The organism is Kitasatospora sp. NPDC002522 (genome assembly GCF_053595195.1).
Genome location: NZ_JBSFXE010000048.1, coordinates 19,535 through 41,971, shown reverse-complemented (window position 1 = coordinate 41,971; position 22,437 = coordinate 19,535). Strand labels below are relative to the sequence as shown.

Genomic DNA, 22,437 nt, shown 5'->3' with positions numbered 1-22,437 from the left:
ACGGTGACGCGGGGTCAGACGACAGGCGTAGGGCGGCGCGGGGCCGGGTGACGCGGCGTCAGGCGGCGCGGTACGGCGTGCCGCGACGCGCGACGGCGTGCGGCGTCGCCGGACACAGCGCGGTGGACACGCGCTGCAGATCGATGTGCAGCCGCGCGTACGTCGTGGTGACCCGGCAGCGGGCCTTCACGGTGACGACCGCCATGGGCCTGGACATCTCCCGCACCGCCGCCACCTCCGTCCCGACCGGTTCGCACCGCTTCGAGCTCGCGCTTGCGGCACCGTTCTCGGCACCGCCGGGTCGTCACCTGGAGCACCCCGCCGCGCGGGAGGGTTGCCGGTCAGCAAGCCAGGGCTCGTCGCTGACACTCATGACCTGGCTGCACCGTAACCCGCCACCGGCGTCCGGCACAATCCCGTCGGACACCCACCGGACGGGCCCGCCTGACGGGCCGTCGGCCGGGCCCGGTGGGTGCGACCGGGCGCCGCCGGTAAGCCGACACGGCCCCGTAACGAGGGCGCAGCGGTCCCGTCGCATCGCCCGCCTACTGTGGTGGCCGACGACATCCCCGGCCTCAGGAGGACCGTGCACCGTCCGGCCGCCGCCCCGCCACCCGCCTGGCTCGCCCACGTCACACGCCGTCAGCCGGGCCCGATCCCCTGGGCGGCGATGGCCCGCGGCACGCTCGGCTCCGGGCCGCTGCTCGCGCTCGGCGTCGCCACCGACCGGCACGGCGCGGGCGTGCTCGCCGGACTCGGCGCCATGTTCGCCTCCATCAACGACCGCCCCGGCACCCGGCGCACCGGGCTCCCGCACATCGGGCTGCCCGCGCTGGCCGGCGCCGCCGGGCTGCTGCTCGGCCGCGCCGACGGGTGGCCGGCCGTGGCGCTGCTGGCCGTCGTCGGCCTGGTCTCCGGGGCGATCAGCGTCCGCGGCCCGGTCAGCTCGGCCGCCGCGGTCCAACTGCTGGTGCTCACCGCCGTCGGCGGCGGCATGCCGCTCGCCATGCCGGGTCCGGTGAAGGCGGCCTGCTACCTGGCCGGCGCCGGCTGGATCCTGCTGCTGCGCCTCCTGCACCCGCGGCGCGGCGGGCCCACCGGTCCGCGCCACGGCGAACGCCTGCTGGTGGCCGCCGTGTTCGACGCGCTGGCCGACGCGCTCGACGCCGTCGGCACCCCCGCCGCCGAACCGGCCCGGCGGCGGCTCACCGCGGCCCTCGACCGCGCCGACGAGGCGCTGCGGCTGCGCCTGCTGGTGCGGCTGCGGCACACCGGCGCGGACGACCGGCTCGCGGCCCGCGCCGCCGCCGCGTCCGCCCTGTGCGAGGCCGGCGTCGCCCTGCTGTGGGAGGCCGCACCGCTGCCCGCCCGGATCAGCGTCGGCCCGCGCCGCCTCGCCGCCGCCGTCCGCGACGACGGCCCGCCCGGCCCGCTGCCCGCCCCCGCCCCCGGCACCCCGGCCCGCCTCGCCTTCGACCGGGCGGTCCTGGCCGCGGGCGTCGCCTTCGCCACCCGACCCGGTGCCGGACGGCGCACCGCGCTCCGACTCCGGACGGGCGAGGCGGGGGCGACGGGTGGGCCGGTGCGGCTGCGCGGGTCCCGGGCGAGCGGCCCGGCCGGGCGGGAGTACGGGGTGCGGGTGGCGGCGTGCGTCGCGGCCAGCGCCGCCGTCGCGCACCTGCTGCGCGCGGACCACTGGTACTGGCTGCCCGTCACCGCCGCGTTCCTGGTCAAGCCGGACTACGGGCCGCTGTTCTCACGGACCGTCAACCGCTTCGCCGGCACCGCGCTGGGCGTGCTGCTGCTGGCGGGCGCGACCGCGGCCGGCGGCTGGGTCGCCGGGCACGGGGACGCCGCACGGTGGGTGCCGATCGCCGCCGCGACCCTCGCCGGCGCGCTCACCCCCCTCGCGCTGCGGCACTTCGCGCTGCAGACCGCCGCCGTCACCGTCACCGTGCTGGCCTTCGTCGCCACCGCCGGTGACACCCAGGCGGCCGGCTCGCGACTCGTCGACACCGCGACGGCCTGCGCGATCGTCCTGCTGATCGGCCACCTGCCGGGGCTCTCGGACACCCGGGCCCGGGTCGGCCACCGCTCGGCCCAGGCCCTGCGCAGCACCGGCCGCTACCTGGACCACGTGCTCGCCGAACCGGCCGGCCCGCCCGGTGCCGTCCGGCGTACCGACCTGCGCCGGGCCGCCTACCACGCGCTCGCCGAGGCCCGGGCCGCCGCCGAGAGCGCCGCCGCCGAACTCCGCGGCGGCGACCCGCGCTGGCTGCGCGTCACCGCCGGCGCCGAGCGGATCGCCGACGCGGCCACCGCCTGCGCGACCCGGCTCGACCACGGAGCGGTCCGGCCGGACCAGGAGACCGCCCGCCGGGTCGGCTCGGCGCTGGCCGCCGTCGCCGACGCCCTGGAGGGCGGCCCCGAGCCCGCCGTCCGCCCGAGCCCGCCCGCCGTCGGGGAGTGCGGCACCCTCGACGCCGTCCTCACCGAGCTGGACCGCCTCGCCCAACTCGCCCGCCCCGAGCCAGGACGGCCGCCCGCGCCCCGGCCCCGCCGGGTGCCGTCGCTCCGCCCTCGCGGCGTCCGCCGACCCGCCGCTTCCCGGCGGATGACGGTCCGTCAGCGCCCGGCGGGCCCGCGCAGCGGCCGAACGGACCGCACCGCCGCCTCGCCCGGGTGAACGGCCACCGCGCCGAGGTCGCGCCGCAGGCCGGGGCGCGGGTCACGCGGACCGCGAGGCTTTGCGCCCCGGGCCGGCGGTGGGGACGCTGGACGGGGGCGGGCACGGCAGCCCGCCAGCCGAGACGAGGAGGTCTCCGGTGAGGTTCATCCAGATCATCGAGTACCGGACCGGGCGGATCGACGAGTTCAACGCCCTGCTGGACGACTGGGTCGCGCGCAACGAGGGCAACCGCATCGCGGTCCGGGCCGTGCAGACCAGGGACCGCGACGCGGCCGACGTCTACCTGAACATCGTGGAGTTCCCCTCGTACGAGGCGGCGATGGCGAACTCCGAACGCCCCGAGACGGCGGAGTTCGCCGCCCGGGCCGCGGAACTCTGCGACGGCCCGCCGGTCTTCCGCAACCTCGACCTGCTGAACGAGCGGGCCTTCGAGGACTGACCCCGCGGGGTCAGTGCATCGGGCCGCCGAGGAACGGCCCGTAGTAGCGGGTGTAGGCGTCCCGGAGGTCGTCTTCCTCGGCCTCGGCGGAGCGGGGGACCGGGTCGTAGTCCGGGCTCGCCTTGATCTCCTCCCTGGCGAGGTCGACGTAGACCTTCCGCTCGCCGATCTCGATCCGCGACACCGTGCCGGCGGGCAGCAGCACCAGCCGGCCGAAGATCCACGGGCCGGTGTCGACCACCAGGAACTGGGCGTCGATCGCCTCGGACAGCTTGTCGACCTTGCCGATGTGGCCGTCGACGGCCTCCACCCGGAACCCGATCAGGTCCGTGCCCGCGGTGTGGCCGGACGCGTCGCGGAACTGCCAGATACCGCTCTGCTCGCTCATGTCTCCCACTTCCTCCCGGGCCGGCCCGGCGGGCCGGCGGACCCTGTGCGCCTAACCCGCCCCGCGCGGACCATGCACCCCGGTGCCCGGCCAGCCGTCCGGGTCCGGGTGTGAACGTCCGCAGCCGGGAAAGGCGGCATCCGCCGACGGCGCCCGGACCCGGGGGCCGGGGCGCGGACGGGAGGGAGACCCGCGATGTGGTGGAGCGCGGTGCGACTGGCGGTGGCCTGCGCGGCGGTGGGCCTGGTCGGCTGGGGGATCGGCCGGGTCGCCGACCTGACGGCGAACCGGCTGGCGGCGCGCTCCGGCGCGGCCACCGCGCCCCGGCTGCTGCGCGGCTGCCGCGGACCGCTGCTGGCCGTGGTCTGCTGCGGCCTGCTGCTGGGCGCGCAGCCGTGGATCCACGCTCCGGCCGGCGCCCGGCACGGCCTCACCCACGCGCTGGTCCTGGCGATGATCGCCTCCTGCGGCTGGCTCACCGCCCGCGCGGCCGCGCTGCTGCTGGACGGCGCGGTGCGGCTCGCCGTCCGCCGGCGCGACGCCGCCTGGGCCGGCCGGGCCCGCACCCAGGCCGGGCTGCTCGGCCGGATCCTGCAGGCGTCGATCGCACTGCTCGCGCTGGCCGCGATGCTGATGACCTTTCCCGCGGTCCGGGTGGTCGGCACCAGCCTGCTGGCCTCCGCGGGCCTGGTCGGCGTGGTGGCGGGCGTCGCCGCGCAGAGCACCCTGTCGAACCTGTTCGCGGGCATCCAGATGGCCTTCGGAGACCTCGCCCGGATCGGCGACGTGGTGGTGGTCGGCGGCGAGTGGGGCACCGTCGAGGAGATCACCCTGACCGCGGTGGTGATCGCCACCTGGGACCAGCGGCGGATCGTCATGCCGATGTCGTACTTCGCCGGGCGCCCGTTCGAGAACTGGTCCCGGCGCTCCGACCACATCACCGGGACGGCGCTGCTCCACCTCGACCACAGCGCCCCGATCGGCGAGCTGCGCCGGGAGTTCGACGACTACCTGGCGAAGAACCCGCGCTGGGACGGCGAGGGCAGCGCCCTGCAGGTCGTCGACACCACGCCCAGCACCCTGGTGGTCCGCGCGCTGGCCACCGCCGCCAACGCGAGCGACGCCTTCGAGCTCCGCTGCGACCTGCGCGAGCACCTGATCGGCTACCTGCACGAACACCACCCGCAGGCGCTGCCCCGGGTCAACGTCACGCCCGCCCCGGGACCTCGCGCCGACCGGGCCTGAACCGGCGGTCGTGGAACCGTTCCTGTCACGGCTCTTGACGCGCTACTTTTCTCAGACGTTAAATCTCGCCGTGAAGAAAGCGGCGTCAGCCGCCGGATGACGAACCGTCAGCCCGGGTGGAGCGTTCCCCGGGCCCATCAGATGGGTGTGCACACAGATGAGCAGTGCGAGCAGACACCGCCGGCGCGGGCGTGCGGTGGCCGGACTCGCGGCGCTGGCCCTGGCGGCGTTCGCCGCCCCGGCCGCCCACGCGACGCCGGACCCGGCCGCCGACCAGGCCAAGGCCGGGCACGGGACGCCGCCCGGCGGCGGGAGCCTCGGCCCGAACGTGATCGTCCTCGACCCGGCCATGCCCAAGGCCGACATCCAGAGCCGGCTCGACGCGATCGCCGCCGCCCAGGCGGGCAACGAGTTCGGGTCCGAGCGGTACGCCATCATGTTCAAGCCCGGCACCTACGGCACCGCCGCGGACCCGCTGGTCTTCTCCGTCGGCTTCTACGAGAGCGTGGCCGGCCTCGGCCGCAACCCCGGAGACGTGGTGATCAACGGCTCCGTCGACGTGTACAACCAGTGCGTCGACGGCGACCAGTCCAAGTGCTACGCCACCACCAACTTCTGGCGCTCGCTCAGCAACCTGACCGTCAACGTGGCCGGCCAGAGCGGCTGCTACGGCAACACCGAGTTCTGGGCGGTCTCCCAGGCCGCGCCGCTGCGCCGGGTGCACGTGAACGGCAACGTCAGCCTGATGGACTACTGCACCGGCTCGCCCGCCTGGGCCTCCGGCGGCTTCATCGCCGACTCGCAGTTCACCGGCGGCACCGTGATCAACGGCTCGCAGCAGCAGTACTTCACCCGCAACAGCGCCCTCGACGGCTGGACCAACGGCGTGTGGAACCAGGTGTTCTGCGGCTCGCCCGGCGCGCCCGCGCAGTCCTTCGCCGCCGACTCCGGCCTCAGCGGCGGCGCCGCCCCGTACACCACCCTCGACACCTGCCCGGTCACCCGCGAGGCGCCGTACCTGTACCTCGACGAGGCGGGCAGCTACCGGGTCTTCGTGCCCGCCCTGCAGCGCGAGTCCGCCGGGCCGACCTGGACGAACGGCGGGACGCCGGGCAGCTCGCTGCCGCTGGACGACTTCTTCGTGGTCCGGCCCGGCGCCAGCGTGAAGCAGATCAACGCCGCGCTCGCCGCCGGCCGCAACCTGCTGCTGACCCCCGGCGTGTACCGACTCCCCGACACCGTCAAGGTGGTGCGCCCCGGCACGAAGATCGTCGGCCTCGGGTTCGCCACCCTGGTCCCGACCGCCGGCAACGTCGCGATGAAGATCGCGGACGTGGACGGCGTCAACGTCTCCGGCCTGATCATCGACGCCGGCCCGATCACCTCGCCCGCGCTGCTCCAGGTCGGCACCAAGGGGTCGAAGGCTCGGCACGCGGCCGACCCGATCGGCCTGGACGACGTGTTCTTCCGGGTCGGCGGCGCGGTGAACGGCTCGGCGACCACCGCCCTGGTGGTCGACAGCGACGACACCCTGATCGACGACGCCTGGATCTGGCGCGCCGACCACGGCGCGGGCGGCGGCAGCTGGGACAGCGCCCGCAGCGACACCGGACTGGTCGTCAACGGCGACCGCGTCACCGCGACCGGCCTGGCGGTCGAGCACTTCCAGAAGACCGAGACGGTCTGGAACGGCCAGGACGGCAAGGTGGTCTTCTTCCAGAACGAGAACCCCTACGACGTCCCGAACCAGGCCGCGTGGATGGCGAGCCCGACCCAGCGGGGCTACCCGGCGTTCGCCGTCGGCCCGAAGGTGAAGACCTTCCAGGGCTGGGGCATGGGCAGCTACTCGTACTTCAACCAGGGCGTCGACATCCGCAACGCGATGGCCTTCCAGGCGCCCACCGCCCCCGGCGTGCAGTTCCACGACCTGCTGACGGTCTTCCTGAACGGCTCCGGCGGCATCGACTCGGTGATCAACGGCACCGGCCGCGCCGTCGACCCCACCTTCGGCGGCCCCAGCGACGTCGTCAGCTACCCGGCCCCCTGACCCGACCCCCCCGAACCGCGGGGCGGGCCCCGGACAACCCCCGGAGCCCGCCCCGCACCAACCGGCAGCGTCACCGGCCAGCCCCCAGGCCGGTACCCCCACCCACCGGTTCCCCACACCCGCAGCGGAGTCCCCATGACCGAGCTCAGCCGTCGCAACGCCCTGCTCCTCGCCGCCCTCACCGCCGGCCTCGGCGGCGTGTCCCTGGCCGCACCCGCCACCGCGTCCGCCGCCCCGACCGCCCTCGGCTGGAGCGACGACTGGGCGGCCGCCGCCTACGCCGCCGACCCGGGCGCCGCCACCGCCTCCGGCACCGAGAACGCCGGGCTCGGCCCCGGCCTCGCCTTCGACAACAACGGCGGCACCCGGTTCTCCAGCAACTTCGCCGACGACGCCTGGATCCGGATCGACCTCGGCACCGTCATCCGGGTCACCCAGGTCGTCCTGGTCTGGGAGGCCGCGTACGGCCTGCGGTACGCCGTCGAGGTCTCCACCGACGGCGCCAGCTGGAAGTCGATCTACACCGAGAACGCCGGCACCGGCGGCACCGTCACCATCCACACCCACCCGCAGCCCGCCCTCGGCCGCTACGTCCGGATGCGCGGCGTCCAGCGCGCCACCCCGTACGGCTACTCGCTCTACGCCTTCCAGGTCAACGGCGGCATCCCCACCCCCGCCGCCGCCACCACCGCCAACCTGGCGCTGAACCACCCCGCGTTCGGCAACTACTACCAGGACGCCGGGCACACCCCGCTGCACGCCTTCGACGGCGGCTTCCCGGCCGGGCTCAGCGGCGACGCCACCCGGTGGGCCAGCGACTGGAACGACCACCGGTGGGTCGCCGTCGACCTCGGCGCGAGCGCCCGGATCAGCGCCTTCGACCTGTACTGGGAGTCCGCCTACGCGGTCGACTACCAGCTGCAGGTCTCCGACGACAACCAGACCTGGCGCACCGTGTACCAGCCGACGGCCGCTCAGGTCGCCGCCCGCGACGCCGACATCGGCACCCCCGGCTCCTCGGCCGGCCTCCACGACGCGATCACCCTGCCCGCCCCGGTGACCGGCCGCTACGTCCGGATGCTCGGGCTGCGCCGCCGCCGCTTCTACAACCCGGCCCCGGCGACCGCCCAGTTCGGCTACTCGCTCTACGAGTTCCAGGTCTGGGGGACCGGCGGCAGCGGCGCGGCCGAGTACCCGGCCCAGCCGGGCGACCGGACCGGGACCTACCGCACGGTCTTCTTCGACGACTTCACCGGCGCCACCCTGGACCGCAGCAAGTGGCGGGTGGTGGTGACCGGTTCGACCATGGGGTCGGTCAACGGCGAGGCGCAGGCCTACATCGACTCCGCCAGCACCCTCACCCTCGCCAACAGCCAACTGCTCATCACCCCGCGCTACCTGCCGAACGGCTACACCGCGCCGGGCGGCGGCACCTACCACTTCACCTCGGCCCGGATCGACACCTCCGCCGCGGTCAACTTCACCTACGGCCGGGTCAGCGCCCGGCTGAAGATGCCCGCCGGACTCGGCTTCTGGCCCGCGTTCTGGCTGCTCGGCAGCAACGTCGAGGACCCGGACGTCTCCTGGCCCGACTGCGGCGAGACCGACATCATGGAGAACATCGGCTACCCGGCCTGGACCAGCAGCGCCCTGCACGGCCCCGGCTACTCCGCGGACGGCAACATCGGCGCACTGCAGAACTTCCCGGCCGGCCAGGACGCGACCGCCTGGCACGTCTACGCGGTCGAGTGGACCCCCACCGCGATGCGCTTCTCGGTCGACGGCGTCCAGACCCTCGAGGTCACCCGGCAGAAGACCCAGGCCACCCGCGGCGCCTGGGCCTACGACCACAACCAGTACGTGATCCTCAACTTCGCCCTCGGCGGCGCCTACCCGGCCGGCTGGAACAAGGTCACCACCCCGTACTGGGGCCTGCCGCAGTCCAGCGTCGACCAGGTCGCCGCGGGCGCAGCCACCCTCGCCGTGGACTGGGTGCGGGTGGAGCAGCTCGCCTGACCGCGAGCGCCGGCGGGGGTGGACCGCGTCAGGGGCGGCCCACCCCCGCCGGGGGACCCGACCGGAGCGGGCACAGGATGTCGGGTGCGGCAGGCTTGGTCCTTCCTACGGTGGGTGATCGTAAGAAGGAAGGAGGCCGGGGTTGCTGGATCGGTTGAACCAGGCCATGGCACACATCGAGGAGCACCTCGACCGGCAGATCGAGGTGTCCGCGCTGGCCCGGATCACGGCCACGTCGGAGTACCACTTCCGGCGGCTGTTCTCGTCGCTGGCGGGGATGCCGCTGTCGGAGTACGTCCGACGCCGCCGGCTCACCGTGGCGGGCGCCGACGTGCTGGCCGGGGAGCCGACCCTGCTGGAGATCGCGGTCCGCTACGGCTACACCTCGGGGGAGGCCTTCGCCCGGGCGTTCCGCGCCGTGCACGGCATCGGTCCCGGTGAGGCCCGGCGTACCGGCGCGGCCCTGAACTCGCAGCCCCGGCTGTCCTTCCGCCTCATCGTCGAAGGGAACAGCACCATGCGGTACCGCATCGTGGAGAAGGAAGCCTTCCGGGTGGTCGGCAGGAAGGCCCGCGTCCCGCTGATCTACCAGGGCGTCAACCCGCACATCGCCGCGCACATCCGGAGCATCCCGCCGGAGACCATGCTGCGGATCGCCGCCCTCTCGGGCGAGGACCCGGAGGGTGTGGTGTCGGCGACCGTGCGGCTGTCCGACGGCTTCGAGGAGGGCAGCGAACTCGACTACTACCACGCCGTGGTGAGCACCGCCGCCGAGCTGCCCGCGGACCTCGACGTGCTGGACTGCCCGGCGGGCACCTGGGCGGTGTTCGAGAACACCGGGCCGTTCCCGGAGGCACTGCAGCAGATGTGGGCCGACGTCGCCGCCCAGTGGTTCCCGTCCAACCCGTACGAGTACCGCCCGGGGCCGGAGATCCTGCGCACCCGCCCGGCACAGGCCGACCCGGCGCAGTCCGACGCCCAGCTGTGGATCCCAGTGGCCCGCACCGCGGTCTGACCCGGCAACCGACGGTCCGTCAACCCGGCGTGCGCGCCCGCCATTTCGAGCGAACGCGCACGCCGGCCACGCCTGGGCGGACGCGGTGGCCCTGGCGGAGCGCTGCCACCTGGCGGTGTGGTCGACGGCCGCCGACGGCCGCGCGGGCTTCCCGCAGGACCACCGGCTCTTCCACTCTCCCGTGGTCATCGACGTCCCGGTGGCCCCGACGCCGCCCGTGCTGCGCTGAGCCGGCACCGGTACCGGGCGGGCGGGCGGTCAGGAGGGCATCATGCCGAGTTGGCGCATCATGCCGACGCCGTCCCAGCTCCACCAGCCCTCCATGGCCATGCCGTCCTCGAAGCGCCAGATGGTCATGCCGGTGACCTCGGCGGTCCGGTTGGTGGCGGGCATGCCCATGAACTCGCCGATGTTGGTGCCGCGCCAGGTCCAGCGGGTGCACACCTGGTCACCCTCGGCGATCTGGCCGTCGATGGTGAACGAGAAGTCGAAGGCGCGGCGGTAGCCCTCGATCATCGCCTTGACGGCGGCGGGACCGACGGTGTCCTCCTCCATCGACGGGTCGTGATCCCGGTAGCCGGGGGCCACCAGTTCGTCGATGCACGACATGTCCCCGGTCGGCGGCTCCACCAGCATGCGGCGCGCCGCGTCCTTGAGGAACTGCTCGTCGCGGACCAGGTCCAGGTTGGTGAAGGTGGGCGGCTCCTGACAGAGGGCGACCATCTCCTGGAAGACCCGGTCGGTCTCCGGCAGCCCGGAGTTGCGCATCGCCGCCTCGTACGAGGGGAACTCGACGATCTCCACCACGTGTCGGGCGTCGTCCCGGTCCGCGCCGACCATCGTGTGGGTGGCGGTCCGTTTGCCCTCGGTCATCTCGATCCAGCTGTCCATCAGCCGGTTGAGCTCGTCAGGTCGCTCCGTGCGGCACTCTACGATCTGCACAAAAGTCATCGTGAACCTCCCGATCCGGCGCCGATCGTCCTGGTTCCACTGTGCGCCCGGCGGTACCGCGCCGCGAGATTGCGAGGCTCCCTCACACCTCGACGTGGGCGCCCATGATGATCGTGCGGTCGCGGGGGAGGCCGAAGTACTCGGCGGCGTCGGCGGTGATGTAGGAGGTGGCGACGAACAGGCGCTTGCGCCAGGGGGCCATGGTCGGCGCCTGGCCGCGGCGGAGTTCGATCGTCGACAGGAAGTAGGACGCCTGGTCGAGCGCCAACGGCCCCTCGGCTTCGGCCGGGTCGAGCATCGCGAGCGTCCCGGGCACGTCCGGGGTCTCCATGTAGCCGAAGCGGGCGGTGACGTGGATGATCCCGTCCTCGGCGTAGCCGAGGTCGTCGACGAGCAGCCGCCGCTCGGCCGGGACGCGCGGGACGGTCTCGGTCTCGATGGACAGGATGACGACCTGGTCGTGCCGCACGTGGTTGTGCTCGACGTTGGCGCGCATGGCCAGCGGAGCGGTCTGCTTGCCGCGGTTGAGGAAGACGGCGGTGCCCGGGACCCGGAGGGCGTGCACCCGCCCGCTGTGCAGGCCGTCGACGAACTCGCGCAGCGGGCCCTCGTGCCGGGCCCGTTCGGCGGTGACGATCTCGCGGCCGCGCTGCCAGGTCGTCATGACGGTGAACGCCGTGAGCCCGATCAGCAGCGGCAGCCACGCGCCGTGCAGGAACTTGGTGGCGTTGGCCGCGACGAACAGCAGGTCGACGAAGAGCAGCGTGCTCGCACCGATGGCGATCAGCCACTTCGGCGTGCCCCAGCGCGCGCGGGCGACGTAGAAGAACAGCAGCGTGGTGATGGTGATGGTGCCGGTGACCGCCATGCCGAAGGCGAAGGCGAGCGCCGCCGAGCTGCGGAAGGCGAAGACCAGGGTCAGCACCGAGACCATCAGCAGCCAGTTGATCCACGGGACGTAGATCTGACCCATCGTCGACTCGGAGGTGTACGCGATCCGCAGACGCGGCAGGTAGCCGAGCTGGGCGGCCTGCGAGGCGACCGAGTACGCGCCGGTGATCACGGCCTGGGAGGCGATCACCGTCGCGGCGGTGGCGAGCAGGACCATCGGCCAGCGTCCCCAGCCGGGCACCAGCAGGAAGAACGGGCCGCTGATGTTGGCCGGGTCGGCGAGGATCAGCGCGCCCTGGCCGAGGTAGCTCAGCACGCAGGCGGGGAAGACCAGGAACAGCCAGCCGCGGGTGATCGAGCGGCGGCCGAAGTGCCCCATGTCGGCGTAGAGCGCCTCCGCGCCGGTGACCGCCAGCACGACGGCGGCGAGGGCGAAGAACGCGGTGCCGAAGTGGCCGGTGAGGAAGGTCAGGGCGTAGCTCGGCGAGAGCGCCCGGAGGATCTGCGGGTGGTCGACGATGCCGGAGACGCCGCAGGCGCCGATGGTCACGAACCAGACGATCATCACCGGTCCGAACACCCGGCCGACCGCGGCGGTGCCGTTGCGCTGGACCAGGAACAGCACCACGATGATCACCGCGGTGATCGGGACGACCGCGTCCCCGAGCGAGGGTTCGACCACCTTGAGGCCCTCGACCGCGGACAGCACCGAGATCGCCGGGGTGATCATGCTGTCGCCGAAGAACAGTGACGCGCCGAAGATGCCGAGCGCGGCCAGCACGGCGGTGGTCCGGCGCCCGCGCTGCGAGGCCGAGCGGCGCAGCAGGGTGATCAGCGCCATGATGCCGCCCTCGCCGTCGTTGTCGGCGCGCATCGCCAGCAGGACGTAGGTGATCAGGACGATGATCACCACGGACCAGAAGACCAGCGACACCACGCCGTACACGTTCGGGGTGGAGACCGGCACGGGGTGCGGGTCGTCCGGGTTGAACACGGTCTGGAGCGTGTAGATCGGGCTGGTGCCGATGTCGCCGAAGACCACGCCGAGCGCGCCGACCACGAGTCCGAGACGCGCCGCGTCGGGCCCGTGCGGATGCCCCGCCGCAGCCGGCTGGGCGGCGGAATCGCGATCGGCCATGGTGACACTCCTGCTCTGCCGCGGATCGGGACGCTGCCAGGCATGGGCTCCGGTGGGGACATTACCGATCCGATTGTTCGATCAGCTGCAGGCAGCGCCGCCCGTCGCCGTGTTCCGTTCGCGTTCCGACCGCGTTCTGGCCGCCCGGCGTCAGCGTCCCGTCAACGCGGGCCCGATCCGCGTAGCCCCGGCGTCAAGGCCGCTGCGACCGGTGGACGCAGGCGCTGCACTGGAGCTGCGGCAGGACCAATCCCCGGCTCCCGCCGCGACCCCAACGAAACGGTGAGCCATGACGACCCACGACCGCATCGTCGCCGCGCGCGACGACGCCGCGTTCCGCGAGCTGCTGCACGGAACCGTCTTCGACCCCCGGCCCGCCGGAGGAACGGCGGAGCCGCGGCACGCCGCGCAGGAGCGCCCGCTCCCGGCGGACGAGGACGGCGGCCCGGCCGCCGCACACTGCCGGTCCGCCATGTACTACGTCGACTGACGACGCGTCACGGAACCCCCGAGGAGCGTGTGATGACCACCGAAGACGAAGCAGCGGACGACCCGCACGAACACGCGCCGCGCCACGTGCCGGTGCGCACCGTCGGCCCGGCGCAGGTGCTGCGGCTGTTCCGGGACCGCGACGGCGGCCGCTGCGCCGTCGCCTTCAGCACCCTGGCGGCGCTGCACGCGCTGCTGGGGGCCGACCAGGAGTCGGCGGAGCTCACCGAGCCGGCGCTGCGTGGCCTCACCGCGCCGCTCGGCGTCCACCGCCTGGTCCTCGACCCCGCGCTCGTCGCCCCCGCGGCGGGCGCCTACCGGGTCTCGACGGCCGCGGCGCCGTCCGAGCGTCAAGGCCGCGTCGGGATTCCGGGCCGGACCGTCAGGGGCCCGTCAAGAAACGCGGCGTGACCGGGCGGAGCGGCTTGGCTGGGACGCGCAGCGCGAGGCGGCGCGGCCGTTCCGGTGACCCGCTGGCGCGGCGGCGGCCCGGCGTCGACGGCCGCGGTGTCTGCTGCCCCTGAACGACCGACCACCCCGAGGAGCGAACCGGTGAGGCTCTACCGCGTCCGGCCCGGAGGCCGCTGGTACCACCCGGCGGTACCGCGGCTCGGCGCCGGCCCGGCATCGGCCGTCGCGCTCACCCTGAGCGCGGCCCTGACCCCCGCCCTGGACTGGGTGGGCGAGCTGAACGGCGGCTGGTTCGCCCTCGGCGCGTACGCCCTGCTCTGCGCCCTCGTCGGAGCGGTCTCCCGGCCTCCGACGGCGCCGCTGGTGGGCCTCGCGGGCTGGCTGTTCTTCGACGGGTTCGCCGTGCACGGCGACGCGACCCTGAGCTGGTCCGGACGAACCGACCTGCTGCGCCTGGGCGCGCTCGCCGCTGCCGCCCTGCTCACCTCCCTCCCGGGCGCGCTGCCCCACCGCCGGGTCCGCGTCCAACGGATGAGGGCGGCTGATCACCAGGCCGGCACCCGGAGCTGAGGCTCCGTCAGCCGACACCCCGTCACGACCGCCACCCACCCACCGGTCGGACCTCAGCCCACTGCAGACGCGGCCTTGTCGTACTCGCCGGCCTGCGGCGCGGTCAGGAGCTTCGAGACGCGGACCAGCACGTTGCCGTGCGGGAAGTCGTACTCCAGGAGCGCGGGCATGCTCTTGCCGATGCTCTGGATGTAGTCGGCGCGGAGCTTCGCGTCGTCGGCGTTGGCGAACATCTCGATGGCGCCGCCGGATTCGATGTCGGTGGGGTCGTTGCTGTGTGCGTCGGCGGCGTTGATGCGCGAGTCGGTGAACGTGATCTTCGAGGTGTACTGACCGGCCGGCCGAGGAGATGGTTCGGGTCGGTGGTGTCGGTGATGACGGTGCCGGCCTTCGCCGAGGGGACGGCCTTGGCCAGGGCGGCGAGCGCGGCGGTGGCGTCCTTCGGCGGAGCTGCCTTGGGCGGGGCGGAGCCGGCGGGAGCAGCGCCAGGGGCCTGGCTGCCGGCGGCCTGCGTGGCGGGAGCCGTCGCGGGGCTACTGGTGCTGCTGCAGGCGGTCGCGGCGAGCAGCGCGGTGGCGGCCGCAGCGATGCCGACGATGTGGTGGCGCACGGCAGATCCTTGACTGTGGTCGTGGCGGACCGGCACATCGTGGCAGCGCAACGGTGCGGCGGAGGCGCACAGTTGCGGAAGCGTGAGCCGGGGCCGGCGCGTTCCGGCCAAGGCGCGGACTCGGGCGAATGGCCCGGACGTCAAGGCGGCGTCAAGGTTGCGTGCGCACCCGTATGGAGGACGTCAGGGAGCCCGAAAAGGGCCCTGACCGGCTGGTTTGCTGCTTGTGCCGGTCGTCCACCGGTGCCGCCAGGGGAGTCCGAGGGACACCGGCGGCAACAGCCTCTGACCAGTGGGTGGAGCACCATGCTCGATCTCGTCTTCGTCGGTGTCACGGTCGCCGTGTTCGCCGTCATCGCCCTCATCGCCAGGGGGGTCGAGAAGCTGTGAGCGCCGAGAACATCGCAGGTCTCATCGTCGCCGTCGCGCTCGTCGGCTACCTCGTCGTCGCGTTGATCTACCCGGAGAAGTTCTGACATGGGTTCCACTCTTGCCGGGTGGCTGCAGGCCCTCGCCCTGGTCGGCGCGCTGGCCCTGTGCTACCGCCCGGTGGGCGACTACATCGCCCACCTCCTGACCTCGGCGCGGCATCTGAGAGCCGAGAAGATCCTGTACAAGGTGGTCGGTGTCGACGGCGACGCCGATCAGCGCTGGCCGGTGTACCTGCGGTCGGTGCTGGCGTTCTCCGCCCTCTCGGTGCTGTTCCTGTACGGGCTGATCCGGCTGCAGACACACCTGCTGCTGAGCCTGGGCGTGCCGGAGATGGCCCCGCACCAGGCCTGGAACACCGCGATCTCGTTCACCACCAACACCAACTGGCAGTCCTACAGCGGCGAGTCCGCGATGGGCCACCTGGTGCAGATGGCCGGGCTGGCGGTGCAGAACTTCGTCTCCGCCGCGGTGGGCATCGCGATCGTGGCGGCGCTGATCCGCGGATTCACCCGCAACCGCACCGACCGGGTCGGCAACTTCTGGGTCGACCTGACCCGGATCACGCTGCGCCTGCTGCTGCCGCTGTCGATCGTCTTCGCCCTGGTCCTGGTGGCCAACGGCGTGGTGCAGAACTTCCACGGCTTCCACGACCTGACGACCCTGACGGGTGGTCAGCAGTCGATACCGGGCGGCCCAGTGGCCTCGCAGGAGGTCATCAAGGAGCTGGGCACCAACGGCGGCGGCTTCTACAACGCCAACTCGGCGCACCCGTTCGAGAACGCCACCGGCTTCACCAACTGGCTGGAGATCTTCCTGCTGCTGGTGATCCCGTTCGCGCTGCCGCGCACCTTCGGCCGGATGGTCGGCGACCACCGGCAGGGCTACGCGATCGTCGCGGTGATGGGCCTGTTCTGGGTCGCCTCCGCCGCGTTGATCACCTTCTTCGAGCAGCAGCACGGCGGTGCCGCGCTGCAGGCGGCGGGCGCGGCGATGGAGGGCAAGGAGCAGCGCTTCGGCGTGGCCGCATCCAGCCTGTTCGCGGCGTCGACCACATTGACGTCGACCGGTGCGGTCAACGCCTTCCACGACTCGTTCACCCCGTTCGGCGGCGGTCTGACGATCTTCAACATGATGCTCGGTGAGATCGCGCCCGGCGGTACCGGCTCCGGCCTGTACGGCATGCTGATCCTGGCGGTCGTCGCGGTGTTCGTGGCCGGTCTGATGGTCGGCCGTACCCCCGAGTACCTGGGCAAGAAGCTCGGCGGCCGGGAGATGAAGTTCGCCTCGCTGTACATCCTGACCACCCCGGCGATCGTGCTGATCGGCGCGGGCACCGCGATCGCGCTGCCCGGCGAGCGGGCGGGGATGCTCAACTCCGGTGCGCACGGCTTCTCCGAGGTGCTGTACGCGTTCACCTCCGCGGCGAACAACAACGGTTCGGCGTTCGCCGGCATCACCGTCAACACCGCCTGGTACGACACGGCGCTGGGTCTGGCGATGGTGTTCGGCCGGTTCCTGCCGATGGTGTTCGTCCTCGCGCTGGCGGGCTCCCTCGCGCAGCAGCAGCCGGTCCCCGCGAGTGCGGGCACCCTGCCCACGCACAAGCCGCTGTTCGTCGGTCTGCTCTCGGGCGTCGTCCTGATCGTCGTCGGCCTCACCTACTTCCCGGCCCTGGCCCTCGGGCCGATCGCAGAAGGTCTCCACTGATGTCCACCAGCACCCTTGATCCCGCGGCCCCCGAACAGGCGCCGCACAGAGTCTCCTCCGGCCTGCTCGACCCGAAACTGCTCGTCAAGTCGCTGCCGGACGCGGTGCGCAAGCTCGACCCGCGGGTGATGGTGAAGAACCCGGTGATGTTCGTGGTCGAGGTCGGCTCGGTGGTCACCACCGTCGCCGCGATCGCCGACCCGTCCGTCTTCGCCTGGGCGATCACCGTCTGGCTGTGGCTGACCACCGTCTTCGCCAACCTGGCCGAGGCCGTCGCCGAGGGCCGCGGCAAGGCGCAAGCCGACACGCTGCGCAAGACCAAGACCGAGACCACCGCCCGACGCCTCGTCAACTGGCCCGCCTCGCAGGACGAGGAGGAGGTGCCGGGCACCGCGCTGCGGCTGGGCGACCACGTGGTGGTCGAGGCCGGGCAGGTGATCCCCGGTGGCGGCGACGTGGTCGAGGGCGTCGCGTCGGTGGACGAGTCGGCGATCACCGGCGAGTCCGCGCCGGTGATCCGCGAGTCCGGTGGCGACCGCTCGGCGGTGACCGGCGGCACCAAGGTGCTGTCCGACCGGATCGTGGTGAAGATCGCCTCCGAGCCCGGCAAGTCCTTCATCGACCGGATGATCGCCCTGGTCGAGGGGGCGGCCCGGCAGAAGACACCCAACGAGATCGCGCTGAACATCCTGCTGGCGTCGCTGACGATCGTGTTCCTGATCGCGGTGGTCACCCTGCAGCCGATGGCGACCTACGCGGGCGCCCCGCAGTCGACGATCGTGCTGGTGGCGCTGATCGTGGCGCTGATCCCGACCACCATCGGCGCGCTGCTCTCCGCGATCGGCATCGCGGGCATGGACCGCCTCGTGCAGCGCAACGTCCTCGCCATGTCCGGCCGGGCCGTCGAGGCGGCGGGCGACGTCAACACCCTGCTGCTCGACAAGACCGGCACCATCACGCTCGGCAACCGGCAGGCCGCCGAGTTCCAGCCCGCCGAGGGGGTCTCGGTCGAGGAGCTGGCGGACGCGGCGCAGCTGTCCTCGCTGGCGGACGAGACGCCCGAGGGCCGCTCGATCGTGGTGCTCGCGAAGACCGGGTACGGCCTGCGGGCCCGCGCCCAGGGCGAGTTGGCGCACGCCACCTGGGTGCCGTTCACCGCGCAGACCCGTATGTCGGGCGTGGACGTGGACGGGCGGCAGGTCCGCAAGGGCGCGGCCGGTTCGGTCGCCAACTGGGTGACCCGGCACGGCGGCAGCGTCGGCGCGGACGTGGCGACCCTGGTCGACGGGATCTCCGCGGCGGGCGGCACCCCGCTGGTCGTCGCGGAGCAGGACGGCGCCCGGACGCCGCGCGTGCTCGGGGTGATCCACCTCAAGGACGTGGTGAAGGAGGGCATGCGGGAGCGCTTCGAGGAGCTGCGCCGCATGGGCATCAAGACCGTGATGATCACCGGTGACAACCCGTTGACCGCCAAGGCGATCGCGGAGGAGGCGGGCGTGGACGACTTCCTCGCCGAGGCCACCCCCGAGGACAAGATGGCCCTGATCCGCAAGGAACAGGAGGGCGGAAAGCTGGTCGCGATGACCGGCGACGGCACCAACGACGCCCCCGCCCTCGCGCAGGCCGACGTCGGCGTGGCGATGAACACCGGCACCATGGCGGCCAAGGAGGCCGGCAACATGGTGGACCTGGACTCCAACCCGACCAAGCTGATCGAGATCGTCGAGATCGGCAAGCAACTCCTCATCACCCGCGGTGCGTTGACCACCTTCTCGATCGCCAACGACGTCGCGAAGTACTTCGCGATCATCCCGGCGATGTTCGCGGGCGTGTACCCGGGCCTGAAGCACCTGAACATCATGGGCCTGCACAGCCCGACCTCCGCGATCACCTCGGCGATCGTCTTCAACGCACTGGTCATCGTCGGCCTGATCCCGCTCGCCCTGCGCGGCGTCAAGTACCGCCCCACCGACGCTGGTTCGCTGCTGGCGCGGAACATCGGGATCTACGGACTCGGCGGCCTCGTCGTCCCGTTCGTCGGCATCAAGGCGATCGACCTGATCGTCCAGTTCATCCCCGGCCTGAGCTGAGAGAGGCCAGAGTCCCCATGCCCACTTTCCTGCGCACCCACCTCACCGCGCTGCGGATGCTGCTGGTGATGACCGTGATCCTCGGCCTCGGCTACCCGCTGCTGGTCACCGGCATCAGCCAGGTCGCCTTCGCCGACAAGGCCAACGGATCGATCGTGAAGTCCGACGGCAAGGCGATCGGCTCCAGCCTGCTCGGCCAGAGCTACGACCTGCCGAAGGCCAACCCGGAGGACCCGTCGCAGCCTGACCCGAAGTGGTTCCAGCCCCGGCCGTCCGCGGGCGGCTACAACCCCGCCTCCTCCGGCGCGTCCAACCTCGGCCCGAACAGCGACGACCTGCTGAAGGCCGTCGACGACCGCCGCGCCGCCGTCGCCGCCTTCGACGGCGTCGACCCGGCCAGCGTCCCGGCCGACGCGCTGACCGCCTCCGGCTCCGGCCTCGACCCGCACATCTCCGTGGCCTACGCCAAGGAGCAGGTCAACCGGGTCGCCAAGGAGCGCGGCCTCACCGCCGACCAGCTCGACAAGCTAGTCGACACGTACACCGAGGGCCGCTCGCTCGGCTTCCTCGGCGAGGCCGGCGTCAACGTCGTCCTCCTCAACACGGCCGTCAGCGAGATCAAGTGACGTCCGCAGGCTGACCGGACCGACCCGGGCACGGAGGGAGAGCCGTGCCCGGGTCGGTCCGCCCCTTCCTCGGAGAGAGAGCAGCGCCCATGCCCCGTGACCTCACGCCCGGCACCGTCACCCGCCGCGGGCAGTTGAGGGTGTACCTCGGATCGGCCCCCGGCGTCGGCAAGACGTACCGGATGCTGGACGAGGCGCGTCGCAGACGGGACCGCGGCGCGGACGTGGTGGTCGGGTTCATCGAGTGCCACGGCCGACGGCACACCGAGGAGATGCTCCACGGGCTGGAGACCGTCCCGCGCCTGACGCGCCGTTACCGGGGGACGGACTTCCAGGAGATGGACCTCGACGCCGTGCTGGCCCGACGGCCCGCGGTGGTGCTGGTGGACGAGCTCGCCCACACCAACATCCCCGGCGGGCGCAACGCCAAGCGCTGGCAGGACGTCGAGGACCTGCTCGCCGCCGGCATCGACGTCATCACGACCGTCAACGTGCAGCACCTGGAGTCGCTCAACGACGTGGTGCAGAAGATCACCGGCATCCCGCAGCGCGAGACCGTGCCCGACGAGGTCTTCCGCCGCGCGGACCAGCTCGAACTGGTCGACATGGCACCCCAGGCGCTGCGGCGCCGCATGGCCCACGGCAACGTCTACAAGGCGGAGAAGGTGGACGCCGCGCTCTCCAACTACTTCCGGGTCGGCAACCTCACCGCGCTGCGCGAGCTGGCGCTGCTCTGGGTCGCCGGGCGCGTCGACGAGGGCCTGCGCGACTACCGTGCCAGCCACAACATCGACCGGGTGTGGGAGACCCGCGAGCGGGTCGTGGTCGCCCTCACCGGCGGCCCCGAGGGCGAGACCATCATCCGCCGTGCCGCCCGGATCGCCGACCGCACCGCGGGCGGTGAACTGCTCGCCGTGCACGTCACCCGCAGCGACGGCCTGGCGGGCGCCTCCCCGGGCGCCCTCGCCGAGCAGCGGCAGCTGGTCGAGACGCTCGGCGGCACCTACCACGTGGTGGTCGGCGACGACATCCCGAGCTCGTTGCTCTCCTTCGCCCGCGCCCACGACGCCACCCAGCTCGTCCTCGGCACCAGCCGCCGCGGCCGGATCAACCGCTTCCTCACCGGCCCCGGCAACGGGCAGACCACCGTCGACCTCTCCGAGGACATCGACGTCCACATGGTCACCCACGCGTTCACCGGCCGCGGCCGACTGCCCTCGCTGGGCCGCCGCCACTCCCCGCGGCGGACCGCCGCCGGCTTCGCCGCAGGCCTGCTGCTCCCGGTGCTGCTCACCGTCGTCCTGTCCCAACTCGCCGGGTCCCTGAACCTCACCACCGACGCGCTGGTGTTCCAACTCGGCGTGGTGGCGGTGGCGTTGCTCGGCGGGGCGACCTCCGCACTGCTGGCCTCGCTGGTCGCCTCGCTGCTGCTGAACTACTACTTCATCCCGCCCGTCCACACCTTCACCATCAACGAGCCGAACAACGCCATCGCGCTGGTGGTGTTCGCCGCCGTCGCCCTCACCGTCTCCACCGTGGTCGACTACGCCGCGAAGCTGACCCAGCGCGCAGCCCGGGCCACCGCCGAGGCCGAGACCCTCTCCACCCTGGCCGGCAGCGTCCTGCGCGGCGCCGACGCGCTGCCCGCCCTGCTGGAGAAGACCCGCACGGCCTTCGGCCTCGACTCCGTCGCCCTGCTCGACCGCGCGGGCGGCGAGACCCTCGGGCGCAGCGACGCGGACGGCGACCCCGCACCGGACCGCACCATCACCGAAGTCCCGGTCGGCCCCGAGTCGTTGCTGGTCCTGGCCGGACGCCGGCTGCCCGCCGCCGACCAGAGGGTGCTCACCGCGTTCGCCGCCCACATCGCCGCCGCCCTGGAACGCGACCGGCTCGCCACCGCCGCCGCCGAACTCGAACCCATCCGCTCCGCCGACCGGATGCGCACCGCGCTGCTCGCCGCCGTCAGCCACGACCTGCGCACCCCGCTCGCCGCCGCCCTCGCCGCGGTCGGCTCGCTGCGCAGCCCCGACGTCGAGTTCTCCGACGACGACCGGGCCGAACTCCTCGACATGGCGGACGAGTCGCTGGTCAAGCTCACCCGCCTCGTCGACAACCTGCTCGACATGAGCCGCCTGCAGGCCGGCGCCCTCACGCTCCACCTGGAGCCCACGGCTCTCACCGCGGTCCTGCGCGGCGCGATGGACTCGCTGGCACGGCCGGACGCGCCCGTCCAACCGCTCGACCTGGACACCGCCCCCCCGGTGCTGGCCGACCCGCCGCTGCTGGAACGGGTGCTGGCCAACGTCATCACCAACGCCCTGCGCCACAACGCGCCGGGCGCGCCCGTCCTGGTCGCCGCCAGCCACCACCTCGACCGGGTGGAGATCCGGGTGATCGACCGGGGCCCGGGCATCCCGCCGGAGGACCGAGACCGGGTCTTCCTGCCGTTCCAACGCCTCGGCGACACCGACAACACCACCGGCGTCGGCCTGGGCCTCGCCCTCTCCCGCGGCCTCGCCGAAGCCATGGGCGGCACCCTCGACGTCGAGGACACCCCCGGCGGCGGCACCACCATGCTGCTCACCCTGCCCGCCGCCGACCCGCCCCGCGACGCGCACGCGGCGTAGCCCGCCGCCCGGGCGCCAACAACGCGTCAGGACCCGGGCCGAGGGCGTCAAGG

General features: G+C 73.0%; 20 protein-coding genes and 1 riboswitch. Of the genes, 15 read left to right on the top strand and 5 right to left on the bottom strand.

What is annotated here, in order from left to right; all coding sequences use genetic code 11:
- Positions 1-58 precede the first annotated feature (58 nt).
- The gene (locus tag ACWD4U_RS30245; protein ID WP_363457897.1) at positions 59-205 is read right to left on the bottom strand and encodes a putative leader peptide; all 147 of its coding nucleotides are present in this window, start codon (positions 203-205) and stop codon (positions 59-61) included.
- Between the two features lie 59 nt (positions 206-264).
- Positions 265-377, bottom strand: a riboswitch (SAM riboswitch).
- A gap of 209 nt (positions 378-586) precedes the next feature.
- Between ACWD4U_RS30245 and ACWD4U_RS30240 the strand changes: the two genes are divergently transcribed.
- Both ACWD4U_RS30240 and ACWD4U_RS30235 read left to right on the top strand, forming a co-directional pair.
- Positions 587-2,686 carry an FUSC family protein gene (locus tag ACWD4U_RS30240; RefSeq protein ID WP_363457894.1) on the top strand — a complete coding sequence of 700 codons (2,100 nt, stop codon included), beginning with the start codon at positions 587-589 and terminating at the stop codon, positions 2,684-2,686.
- Positions 2,687-2,825: 139 nt separating this feature from the next.
- Positions 2,826-3,128, top strand: a complete 303-nt coding sequence (locus ACWD4U_RS30235; RefSeq protein WP_363457891.1) for a hypothetical protein — start codon at positions 2,826-2,828, stop codon at positions 3,126-3,128.
- Positions 3,129-3,138: 10 nt separating this feature from the next.
- Here ACWD4U_RS30235 and ACWD4U_RS30230 read toward each other — a convergent pair whose 3' ends face one another.
- Entirely contained in the window at positions 3,139-3,516 is a 378-nt protein-coding gene (locus ACWD4U_RS30230) for a PRC-barrel domain-containing protein (protein WP_363457889.1), read from the bottom strand.
- A 195-nt stretch (positions 3,517-3,711) separates the two neighbouring features.
- On the opposite strand from ACWD4U_RS30230, the gene ACWD4U_RS30225 reads away from it, so the two are divergent.
- From ACWD4U_RS30225 to ACWD4U_RS30205, 5 genes are all read left to right on the top strand, one after another.
- On the top strand, positions 3,712-4,761 hold the full coding sequence (locus ACWD4U_RS30225; RefSeq protein WP_363457886.1) for a mechanosensitive ion channel family protein: 1,050 nt from the start codon (positions 3,712-3,714) through the stop codon (positions 4,759-4,761).
- A gap of 157 nt (positions 4,762-4,918) precedes the next feature.
- Entirely contained in the window at positions 4,919-6,808 is a 1,890-nt protein-coding gene (locus ACWD4U_RS30220; protein WP_363457883.1) for a hypothetical protein, read from the top strand.
- Between the two features lie 135 nt (positions 6,809-6,943).
- Positions 6,944-8,824, top strand: a complete 1,881-nt coding sequence (locus ACWD4U_RS30215) for a discoidin domain-containing protein (protein WP_363457880.1) — start codon at positions 6,944-6,946, stop codon at positions 8,822-8,824.
- A gap of 142 nt (positions 8,825-8,966) precedes the next feature.
- Positions 8,967-9,839: an AraC family transcriptional regulator gene (locus ACWD4U_RS30210; protein ID WP_363457877.1), complete on the top strand. Its 873-nt coding sequence runs from the start codon at positions 8,967-8,969 to the stop codon at positions 9,837-9,839.
- A gap of 85 nt (positions 9,840-9,924) precedes the next feature.
- The gene (locus ACWD4U_RS30205) at positions 9,925-10,068 is read left to right on the top strand and encodes a hypothetical protein (protein WP_363457875.1); all 144 of its coding nucleotides are present in this window, start codon (positions 9,925-9,927) and stop codon (positions 10,066-10,068) included.
- A 29-nt stretch (positions 10,069-10,097) separates the two neighbouring features.
- On the opposite strand, the gene ACWD4U_RS30200 is transcribed toward ACWD4U_RS30205, so the two are convergent.
- Complete coding sequence (locus ACWD4U_RS30200) at positions 10,098-10,790, bottom strand: ester cyclase (protein WP_363457873.1); 693 nt, start codon at positions 10,788-10,790, stop codon at positions 10,098-10,100.
- Between the two features lie 82 nt (positions 10,791-10,872).
- Positions 10,873-12,819, bottom strand: coding sequence for a potassium transporter Kup (locus tag ACWD4U_RS30195; RefSeq protein WP_363457870.1), 1,947 nt, complete (start codon positions 12,817-12,819; stop codon positions 10,873-10,875).
- 289 nt (positions 12,820-13,108) lie between these two features.
- On the opposite strand from ACWD4U_RS30195, the gene ACWD4U_RS30190 reads away from it, so the two are divergent.
- The 3 genes from ACWD4U_RS30190 to ACWD4U_RS30180 all read left to right on the top strand — a co-directional run bounded on the left by ACWD4U_RS30190 (position 13,109) and on the right by ACWD4U_RS30180 (position 14,289).
- Positions 13,109-13,309: a hypothetical protein gene (locus tag ACWD4U_RS30190; RefSeq protein ID WP_363457868.1), complete on the top strand. Its 201-nt coding sequence runs from the start codon at positions 13,109-13,111 to the stop codon at positions 13,307-13,309.
- 32 nt (positions 13,310-13,341) lie between these two features.
- Positions 13,342-13,719 carry an SAV_915 family protein gene (locus ACWD4U_RS30185; RefSeq protein WP_363457866.1) on the top strand — a complete coding sequence of 126 codons (378 nt, stop codon included), beginning with the start codon at positions 13,342-13,344 and terminating at the stop codon, positions 13,717-13,719.
- 141 nt (positions 13,720-13,860) lie between these two features.
- On the top strand, positions 13,861-14,289 hold the full coding sequence (locus ACWD4U_RS30180) for a hypothetical protein (RefSeq protein ID WP_363457864.1): 429 nt from the start codon (positions 13,861-13,863) through the stop codon (positions 14,287-14,289).
- Positions 14,290-14,342: 53 nt separating this feature from the next.
- On the opposite strand, the gene ACWD4U_RS30175 is transcribed toward ACWD4U_RS30180, so the two are convergent.
- Positions 14,343-14,522 (bottom strand): hypothetical protein, encoded by a 180-nt coding sequence (locus ACWD4U_RS30175; RefSeq protein WP_363457862.1) that lies wholly within the window; start codon positions 14,520-14,522, stop codon positions 14,343-14,345.
- Between the two features lie 763 nt (positions 14,523-15,285).
- Between ACWD4U_RS30175 and kdpF the strand changes: the two genes are divergently transcribed.
- From kdpF to ACWD4U_RS30150, 5 genes are all read left to right on the top strand, one after another.
- Positions 15,286-15,375, top strand: coding sequence for a K(+)-transporting ATPase subunit F (gene kdpF, locus ACWD4U_RS30170; protein ID WP_097237446.1), 90 nt, complete (start codon positions 15,286-15,288; stop codon positions 15,373-15,375).
- A 1-nt stretch (position 15,376) separates the two neighbouring features.
- The gene (gene kdpA / locus ACWD4U_RS30165) at positions 15,377-17,038 is read left to right on the top strand and encodes a potassium-transporting ATPase subunit KdpA (protein WP_363457860.1); all 1,662 of its coding nucleotides are present in this window, start codon (positions 15,377-15,379) and stop codon (positions 17,036-17,038) included.
- Complete coding sequence (kdpB, locus tag ACWD4U_RS30160; protein WP_363457858.1) at positions 17,038-19,128, top strand: potassium-transporting ATPase subunit KdpB; 2,091 nt, start codon at positions 17,038-17,040, stop codon at positions 19,126-19,128. The genes kdpA and kdpB overlap by 1 nt, the downstream gene beginning before the upstream one ends.
- Positions 19,129-19,145: 17 nt before the next feature.
- Positions 19,146-19,754 carry a potassium-transporting ATPase subunit KdpC gene (kdpC, locus tag ACWD4U_RS30155; protein WP_363457856.1) on the top strand — a complete coding sequence of 203 codons (609 nt, stop codon included), beginning with the start codon at positions 19,146-19,148 and terminating at the stop codon, positions 19,752-19,754.
- Positions 19,755-19,843: 89 nt separating this feature from the next.
- A complete protein-coding gene (locus ACWD4U_RS30150) occupies positions 19,844-22,384 on the top strand; it encodes an ATP-binding protein (RefSeq protein WP_363457854.1) in 2,541 nt (846 codons plus the stop codon).
- The last annotated feature ends 53 nt before the right edge of the window (positions 22,385-22,437 follow it).